Raw genomic sequence first — 8,917 nt, 5'->3', positions numbered from 1 at the left:
CCCTCCAAAACAACCACACAATTCAATTCGAAAAAAAGATGTGTAGATACCAGGCAAGCCCGCCCCCACATTTCGACCTCATAGCTAGTTAAATCAGCTCTCGGCTCAGAAACGGCGCAGTACGGCTAACCTTGCTTTTCGCCACCTTCTGCGGCGTGCCACTGACAACCACCTTCCCGCCCAAATCCCCCGCCCCCGGGCCGATATCAATCACCCAGTCACTCTGCGCCACCACGCGCATTTCATGCTCCACAACCACCACCGTATGCCCGGCGTCCACCAGATGATTCAGCTGCCTGAGCAAGCGGTCCACATCCCGTGGGTGCAGCCCGGTCGTCGGCTCATCCAGCACGTACAAGGTGGCGCCCCGTGCATTGCGTTGCAGTTCGGTCGCGAGCTTGATGCGCTGCGCCTCACCGCCGGACAGTTCCGTCGCCGGCTGGCCCAAACGCAAATAACCCAGGCCGATATCGCGCAGCACCTGCAGCGAACGCAACACCCCCGGCTGTTCGGCAAACACCTCCACCGCCTGTTCCACCGTCAGCGCCAGCACCTGGGCGATGCTCAAGCCCTGCCATTTGATCGCCAGGGTGTCCGGGTTATAACGCGCACCGTGGCACGTCGGGCACGGCGCATACACGCTCGGCATAAACAGCAACTCGACGCTGACAAACCCTTCACCCTCGCAATTCGGGCAGCGGCCCTTGGCGACGTTGAAGGAGAACTGCCCAGCATCGTAGTGGCGCTTCTTCGCAGCCGGTGTGGCGGCGAACAGTTTGCGCACGTTGTCGAACAGCCCGGTGTAGGTTGCCAGGTTAGAGCGCGGGGTGCGGCCGATGGGTTTCTGGTCTACCTGCACCAGACGGCGGATGTGCTCCAGCCCGGCACTGATACGCCCACCGCTGGTTTGTGGGGTGGCGTCTTCCAGGCTGGGTTCTTCGTCGTTTTCCACAACGCGGCCCAGGCCAATGCCCACCAGTTCCAGCAACGCCTGGCTGACCAGGCTGGATTTGCCCGAGCCGGAAATCCCGGTCACTGCCGTGAAGCAGCCCAGCGGGAAATCCACGTTCAGGTCATTGAGGTTATTGCGCGTCACGCCTTCGAGCTTCAGCCAGCCGGAAGGCTCACGGCGCGCCTGACTCGAAGGGCGCTGCTCGGCAAACAGATACTCGCGCGTCTGCGATGCCTCGACACCCGCCAAGCCCGCCGGCGGGCCGCTGTAGAGCACTTGCCCGCCGTGCTCGCCGGCCGCCGGCCCCACATCGATCAGCCAGTCGGCGCGGCGCATGGTTTCCAGGTCATGCTCCACCACGAACAACGAATTGCCCGCCGCTTTCAGACGCTCAAGCGCGGTGAACAACGCTTCGCCATCCGCCGGGTGCAGGCCCGCCGACGGCTCATCCAGCACATAGATCACGCCGAATAACTGCGAGCCCAATTGCGTGGCCAGCCGCAGGCGCTGCAACTCGCCGGAGGACAAGGTCGGTGTGCTGCGCTCCAAGGACAGATAACCCAGGCCCAATTCAGTCAAGGTGCTGACCCGCTCCAGCAAATCCTGAGCGATACGCTGTGCGGCCAGGCGCTTTTCCACCGATAGTTTCATTTTGTCCTGCCCCGCCGCGACCGGGCGCAGCAACTCGGCCAGTTGCGACAATGACAGCTGCGACAACTCACCAATATCCACCCCGGCGAACTTCACCGACAGCGCCGCCTGGGTCAGCCGTTTGCCCTCGCACACCGGGCAGGCACTGCCTTGCATAAACTGCGACACGCGCTTTTTCATCAGCGCACTTTGGGTGTGAGTGAAGGTGTGCAGGATGTAGCGCCGCGCGCCACTGAAAGTGCCTTGGTAGCTCGGCTCGAGCTTGCGCTTGAGTGCGTCGCGAGTCTGTTCAGGGGTGAAGCCTGCGTACACCGGCACGGTGGGGGTTTCTTCGGTGAACAGGATCCAGTCCCGCTGCTTTTTCGGCAGCTCGCGCCATGGGATATCCACGTCGTAACCCAGGGTCACGAGGATGTCGCGCAGGTTTTGCCCCTGCCACGCCAACGGCCAAGACGCCACCGCGCGTTGACGGATGGTCAAGGACGGGTCGGGCACCATCAGCGCCTCGGTCACTTCGTACACCCGGCCCAGCCCATGGCATTGCGGGCACGCGCCTTGGGGCAGGTTCGGTGAAAAGTCCTCGGCGTACAGCATCGCCTGCCCCGGCGGATAGCTGCCGGCGCGGGAGTACAGCATGCGGATCAGGCTCGACAAGGTGGTAACGCTGCCCACCGAAGAGCGCGCACTCGGCGTGCCGCGCTGCTGTTGCAGGGCCACAGCCGGTGGCAGGCCTTCGATGGAGTCCACGTCCGGCACGCCGACCTGATCGATCAGGCGTCGCGCATAGGGCGCCACCGATTCGAAATAACGCCGCTGGGCCTCGGCATACACCGTGGAAAACGCCAAGGATGATTTGCCGGAGCCCGAGACGCCGGTGAACACCACCAGGGCATCCCGGGGAATGTCCACATCGACGTTACGCAGGTTGTGTTCGCGGGCGCCGCGCACCCGGACAAAACCTGGGCGCTGGGCAGTGATGGGAGGGATGTTGCGCTGTGAAGTCATGGGCAACCTTGTCTGGCGGTGAGCACGCTGCGCACCCGTTGCGTCAAGGCTTCGGGGCTGTAGGGCTTGCTCAGCAGGTGAATGTCGGGGCTCAGCAGGTGATTGCTGGAGAGAATGTCGCGGGTATGCCCGGAGGTGAACAGCACCGCCACCGGCGGCACCTGGGCGCGGGCCCAGTCAGCCAGGTCGGTACTTTTTATCCGGCCGGGCATCACCACATCGGTAAAAATCAGGTCCGGTTGTACGCCGCCCAGCAACGTTTGCATCGCGCGGTCGCCGTCTTCGGCGGTGAGCACGGTGTAGCCCGACTGTTCGAGCAAATCCACTACCGTCACGCGTACGTCAGCATTGTCCTCGACCACCAGGATCGTCTCCTGGCCACCCGTATGCAGCACAGGGTCAACCTCGGTGTCGTGGCTTTCCTCGCCGAGGCTGCGCGGGAAATACATCTGCACCACCGTACCCCTGCCCTCCTCGCTCCACACCTCCACATGCCCGCCGCTTTGGCGCACAAAACCAAATACCATGCTCAGGCCCAGGCCAGTGCCGTGGCCCTCACGTTTGGTGGTAAAAAAAGGCTCGAACACCCGCGCCAGGATCGCCGCCGACATGCCCCTGCCGATATCCGTGACGGCCAGGCGCACGTACTCGCCCGGCAGGAGGCTCTTACCTGCACAGTCGTCGGGGTTGAGGAGGATGTTTTCGCCGGTAATGCGGATCACGCCCTCGCCTTGCATGGCATCGCGGGCATTGATCGCCAGGTTGAGCAGCGCGTTTTCCAACTGGTTGCGGTCGACGTTGATGCACCAGGAATCCTGGGGCAGTTGCACATCGATATGGATGGTTTCGCCCAACGCACGCTGCAGCAGTTCGACCAACCCGGCATAAATGCGCTGAGGGTTATAGACCGCCGGCGACAGCGGTTGACGGCGGGCAAAGGCCAGCAGTTGCGAAGACAGTTTGGCGCCGCGCTCCACCGCCGCGATGGCGGCCGTGACACGCCGCTGCACCTGGGCGTTTTCCGGCTCATGCCGGGCCAGCAGGTGCAGGTTGCCAGCGATCACTTGCAGCAGGTTGTTGAAGTCGTGGGCCACGCCGCCGGTGAGGCCCCCAATCGCTTCAAGCTTCTGCGATTGGCGCAGTTGCGCTTCGGCGGCGGAACGCGCCTGCACTTCGGCAGCCACGCGTTGCTCCAGGTTATGGGTCAATTCCTGGCGCAGGCGCTCGGAGTTCACGTGCGCGGTGGTCTCCACCACAATCGCCAGCACCCCGGCCGGTTGCTGGTTATCGCCGGCGATGGGGCTGTAGTAAAGGTCCATCCACACATCTTCGGGCTTGCCGTTGCGCAGCAGCACCAGTTCTTTGTTGTTGAACGACAACGTGCCGCCCGCCAGGCAAGTGTCCAGCACATAGCGGTTGAACTCGGCCACTTCAGGCCAGCCCTGCTCCACGGGCGTACCGAGCAAATACGGGTGCCGCCCGCCGGCAAGCACCGAATAGCTGTCGTTGTAGATCATGTGCCCCGCCGGGCCCCAGAGCATCACCATCGGTATGGGCGAGGCCAGCATCATCTGCACGTTGCAGGCCAGGCTGGTGCTCCAGCTGTCGATCGGGCCCAGGTCAGTGCTCGACCAATCGAAGGCACGAATACGCCGGGCCATTTCACCAGACCAGCCTTCACAGCCGTAGGGGTTAGATAAAAATTGCATCGGTTGGCTCTGTGCAAAGAGAGGGCAGTCGCAAGTTTTGGAGCACGCCAGCAGCAGATGGTTTCACTGGGTATACGTTAGGGGGTAATGCCGGCAAAAACCACTGGCCTCAGTGAAAATCTCGGCTGCGCACATGAATGCCTTCCAACAGCGGCGTCAGGTCGCTCAGGCGCCCGGCAATCAGGTGCCGCACCTCGCCTACAGCTTCCCAGCGCCCGTCGACTTTCAACAGTCGTGAACCGATTAATGCCTGGCGCTGACGCTCGGCCAGGTCGCGCCAGACCACCACATTGAGGTTGCCGAATTCATCCTCCAGCGTGACAAAGGTCACCCCGCTGGCGGTGCCCGGGCGCTGTCGACCGGTGACCAACCCCGCGACGCTGACATTGCGCCCATGCTCCACCGTCATCAGCTCCTGGGAACTGCGGCAGCGGCGCTTACGCAACTCAGCACGCAACAACGCCAACGGATGCGGGCCGAGGGTGGTACCCACCGTGGCATAGTCGGCGTGCAGGTCCTCGCCGACCGTAGGGGCAGGCAGTTCCACCAGCGCTTCATCGGGGCTGGGCAGGCCAGCAAACAGCCCCAGCTGCTTATGCACGCCCGCCACCTCCCAGCGCGCCTTGTGCCGGTTGCCAGCCAGGGCCCGCAAGGCGCCCGAGTCCGCCAGCAACGCCTGGGCGCGGGCATCCAGCCCGGCGCGCTCGTCGAGGTCGGCAATGTCGCTGAACGCCCGGCGCTGGCGGGCCGCTTCGATGCGCCGGCCATCCTCCTCGCGAAACCCCGAGATCATGCGCAACCCCATACGAATCGCCGGTTGCTGGCCGTCGATGGGTTCCAGGCTGCAATCCCAGTCACTGGCCAGCACATCCACCGGGCGAATCTGCAAGCGATGACGCCGCGCATCCTGCAGGATCTGGTCCGGGCTGTAGAAGCCCATCGGCCAGCTGTTGATCAGTGCACAGGCGAAGGCCGCCGGTTCATGGCATTTGAGCCAGCAACTGGCGTACGTCAGCAAGGCGAAACTGGCCGCGTGGGACTCGGGGAAACCATAGCTGCCAAAGCCTTTGATCTGCTCGAAAATCTGCGCGGCAAATTCCTCGCTGTAACCGTTTTTGAGCATGCCGGTGCGCAGGCGCGCCTGATGCGGTTCCAGCCCGCCGTGGCGTTTCCAGGCCGCCATAGAGCGGCGCAACTGGTCGGCCTCACCGGGGCCATAATCGGCGGCAACCATGGCGATCTGCATGACCTGCTCCTGGAACAGCGGCACGCCCAGAGTGCGCTTTAACACGGCCTCAAGCTGCGGCGACGGATAGGTGGTGGGCTCTTCCTTGTTCCGCCTCCGCAGGTACGGATGCACCATGCCGCCCTGGATCGGCCCGGGCCGCACGATAGCGACCTCAATCACCAGGTCATAGAAAGTTTGCGGCTTGAGCCTGGGCAGCATCGACATCTGCGCCCGCGACTCGATCTGGAACACACCGATGGTGTCGGCCTTGCTGATCATCGCGTAGGTGGCGGGGTCTTCCTTGGGGATGCTCGCCAAGGCCAAGTCCAAGTTGCGGTGGCGGCGCAGTAAATCGAAGCAGCGGCGGATCGCGCTGAGCATGCCTAACGCGAGGATATCCACCTTGAGCAGGCCGACGGCATCGAGGTCGTCCTTGTCCCACTGGATGATGGTGCGCTCGGCCATAGCGGCGTTTTCCACCGGCACCAGGGTGTCCAACGGGTATTCGGAAATCACAAAACCGCCGGGGTGCTGGGACAGGTGCCGGGGGAAGCCGATCAATTGCTGGGTGAGCGTGAGCACGCGGCGCAGGATCGGGCTTTGCGGGTCGAAGCCGCCTTCGCGCAGGCGCTCCAAGGGCGGTGCGTCTTCACTCCAACGCCCGCAGCATTCAGCCAAGGCGTTGATCTGGTCCGGCGGCAAGCCGAGGGCCTTGGCCACATCGCGCACCGCGCCAGCCGCGTGGTAGCTGCTGACCACCGCCGTCAACGCTGCTCGGGTGCGGCCGTAGCGCTGGAACACGTACTGCAGCACTTCTTCGCGGCGTTCGTGTTCGAAGTCGACGTCGATATCCGGCGGCTCGTTGCGCTCCTTGGACAGGAAGCGCTCGAACAGCATGTTCATCAGGCTCGGGTTGATCTCGGTGATGCCCAAGGCAAAACACACCGCCGAGTTGGCCGCCGAACCCCGGCCCTGGCACAGGATCGAGCGGCTGCGGGCGAAGCGCACGATGTCATGCACGGTGAGGAAATAGCTCTCGTAGCCCAGCTCGCTGATCAGCTCCAGCTCATGGTTGATCTGCTGCAAGGTCTTGGCGTCGACACCCTGGGGCCAGCGCTGGGCGATGCCCTCTTCGGTGAGCTGGCGCAGCCAGGATTTCGCATCCTGGCCTGCGGGTACCAGCTCGCGCGGGTAGTGGTAACGCAACTGGCTCAAGTCGAAGGTGCAGCGCCGCGCGATAGCCAGGGTTTCGTCGAGCAAGGCTTGCGGGTACAGCGCGGCCAAGGCGTCGAGGCTGCGCAGATGCCGCTCGCCATTGGGGTGCAGGCGCGTGCCGGCGTCGGCCACCGTGACGTGATGGCGGATCGCGGTCATAGTGTCTTGCAGGGCACGGCGGCCACGCGCATGCATGTGCACATCGCCGCAGGCCACCGCCGGAATATGCAGGCTGGCGGCCAGGGCCAGGCGCTGCGCCAGATGGCGCGCATCGTCCTGGCCGCAATGCAGGTGCACCGCCAGCCACAGCCGTTCGGCGAAGGTGCGGCGCAGCCATTGGATCGAGGCTTGGGTGTCGCTGTCTTCGGCGACCCACAATGCCAGCAACCCCGGCAGTGGCTGGTCGAAGTCTTCCTGTAGCAGGCGATAGCGGCCTTTTTCGGCGCGGCGTCGGGCCAGGGTGATCAGGCGGCACAGGTGTTGGTAACCGCTGAGGTCCTGCACCAGCAGCACCAGTTTCGGGCCGTTCGCGATGCGCACCTCGCTGCCGATAATCAGCGGCAAGTCCACCGCCTTCGCCGCCTGCCAGGCGCGCACGATGCCCGATAAAGTGCATTCATCGGTGATCGCCAAGGCGCTATAACCCTGGCGCTTGGCGCGCTCGAACAGCTCCAGCGCACTCGACGCGCCGCGCTGGAAGCTGAAATTGGACAGGCAATGCAGCTCGGCGTAGCTCATGCAAACCAGCCTTGCAGCCACAGCCCATCGCTTTGCCCCACGGTGCGATAGGCCCAGCCTTGCTGCCCGGCGCGGGTCTGGATCAGGTAATAGTCGCGGCGAATATCGGCGCCATCCCACCAGCCGGACTCGATGCGTTCCGGGCCCATCAAAATCTGTACGCCCTGCTCGGCCAGCAAGGTCGGTTCGTGCAGCAGCCAACCGGGGCGTTGCACCTTGCTCAAGCTTTGGCACGCGCGGTTATCGGCGGCGGCTTGCCAGGCGCATTCGGGGCGGTGGTCGGCATGAAAACGCAAGCCTTGCACCGCTTCATCGCCAAGACGTGCGCGCAGGCGTTCGCGCAGTTGCTCCCAGGGCAAAGTCTGTTGCGGGCGGTCGTCGAACAAGTCCTGGCGCTGCGGCACGAACACCGGCAGGTCCTGGGCCACCAGGCGAAAGCCGCGTACCGGCGAGGTGACTTGCACCTGTTCCAGGCGGCCACGGGCCAGTTCGAAGAGCATCGCCGGTTCACGCTCGGCGCTGAGCAGGCCGACCTTGATCACGCTGTCGGGCGCCTGGGCGTGTTCCAAGTGCAGGTCGAAACGCTGCACGCCACTGTCGCGCCCGCAAAGGAAGGCAGACAGGTCACCGGTCAGGCGGCGCAAGGGAAACAGCAGCGCCTGGTGGGATTGCACGTCGAAATTCAACTCGATGCGCACATCGAACTGGTCCGGCGGCTGATAGAACGCCAGTGGCAGCGGCCGCTGCCCGGTCAGTGCATCCAAGTGCTTGAGCAAGCTGGCGTCAAAACGCCGCGCCAGCGTATGCCGGGGCAACGCCTGCACCTGGGCCAGCGTGCGCAGGCCCATGCGCGACAAGGCGGTGGCGGCCTGCGGTTCAAGGCCAGCGCGATCAATCGGCAGTGGCGCCAGGGCTTGGTGCAACGCGTGCTCATCGGCCACGGCCAGGCCATCGTAACTATTCGCCAGCACCCGCGCCGCTGCCGGGTTGGGTGCAGCGACGATACGGTGGCGAAACCCCAGCTCGGTCAGCTCCTGGCGCAACCGCGCCTCGAACTGCGGCCACGGCCCGAACAGGCCCAGGCTCGACTCGATCTCGAACAACAAGGCGCGCGGGTAATACACGCTGACCTGGGAACTGAAACGGTAGGCCCAGGCCGCGAGAAACTGCTGCCAGCGCTCGATCTCTGCGGGGTCGTATTCGGCGCTGGCGAAGGTCTTGGCCAGCGCATGCGCGGCGGTCAGCGATTGCCCGGGGCGCAAACCCAAGGCGCGCGCGGCGTCATTGACGGTTTGCAGCACGCGGCGCTGCGGCGTGCCGGCCAGCAGCGCCAGCGGTTGCTCGGGCTCGGGATGCACACGCTGCACCCCGTCCAGCGCCAATTGCGGGAAGACAATACACACCCAGCGCATGGCAACC

At 64.4% G+C, this 8,917-nt stretch carries 4 protein-coding genes; all 4 read right to left on the bottom strand.

Annotated features, from left to right (window positions below; translation table 11 throughout):
* Window positions 1-88 precede the first annotated feature (88 nt).
* The 4 genes from uvrA to ACI77I_RS18925 all read right to left on the bottom strand — a co-directional run bounded on the left by uvrA (window position 89) and on the right by ACI77I_RS18925 (window position 8,910).
* Window positions 89-2,608, bottom strand: a complete 2,520-nt coding sequence (gene uvrA / locus ACI77I_RS18940; RefSeq protein ID WP_406998161.1) for an excinuclease ABC subunit UvrA — start codon at window positions 2,606-2,608, stop codon at window positions 89-91.
* Window positions 2,605-4,317 (bottom strand): ATP-binding protein, encoded by a 1,713-nt coding sequence (locus ACI77I_RS18935; RefSeq protein WP_263273358.1) that lies wholly within the window; start codon window positions 4,315-4,317, stop codon window positions 2,605-2,607. The genes uvrA and ACI77I_RS18935 overlap by 4 nt, the downstream gene beginning before the upstream one ends.
* A 109-nt stretch (window positions 4,318-4,426) precedes the next feature.
* On the bottom strand, window positions 4,427-7,519 hold the full coding sequence (locus tag ACI77I_RS18930; RefSeq protein WP_406998160.1) for an error-prone DNA polymerase: 3,093 nt from the start codon (window positions 7,517-7,519) through the stop codon (window positions 4,427-4,429).
* Window positions 7,495-8,910 carry a DNA polymerase Y family protein gene (locus ACI77I_RS18925; protein WP_263273360.1) on the bottom strand — a complete coding sequence of 472 codons (1,416 nt, stop codon included), beginning with the start codon at window positions 8,908-8,910 and terminating at the stop codon, window positions 7,495-7,497. Before ACI77I_RS18925 ends, ACI77I_RS18930 begins: the two co-directional genes overlap by 25 nt.
* Window positions 8,911-8,917 lie beyond the last annotated feature (7 nt).

This window comes from Pseudomonas sp. D47 (genome assembly GCF_045447305.1).
GTDB lineage: Bacteria > Pseudomonadota > Gammaproteobacteria > Pseudomonadales > Pseudomonadaceae > Aquipseudomonas.
The sequence above is the reverse complement of the archived record's forward strand: the minus strand, read 5'-3'. Positions and strand labels throughout refer to the sequence as shown.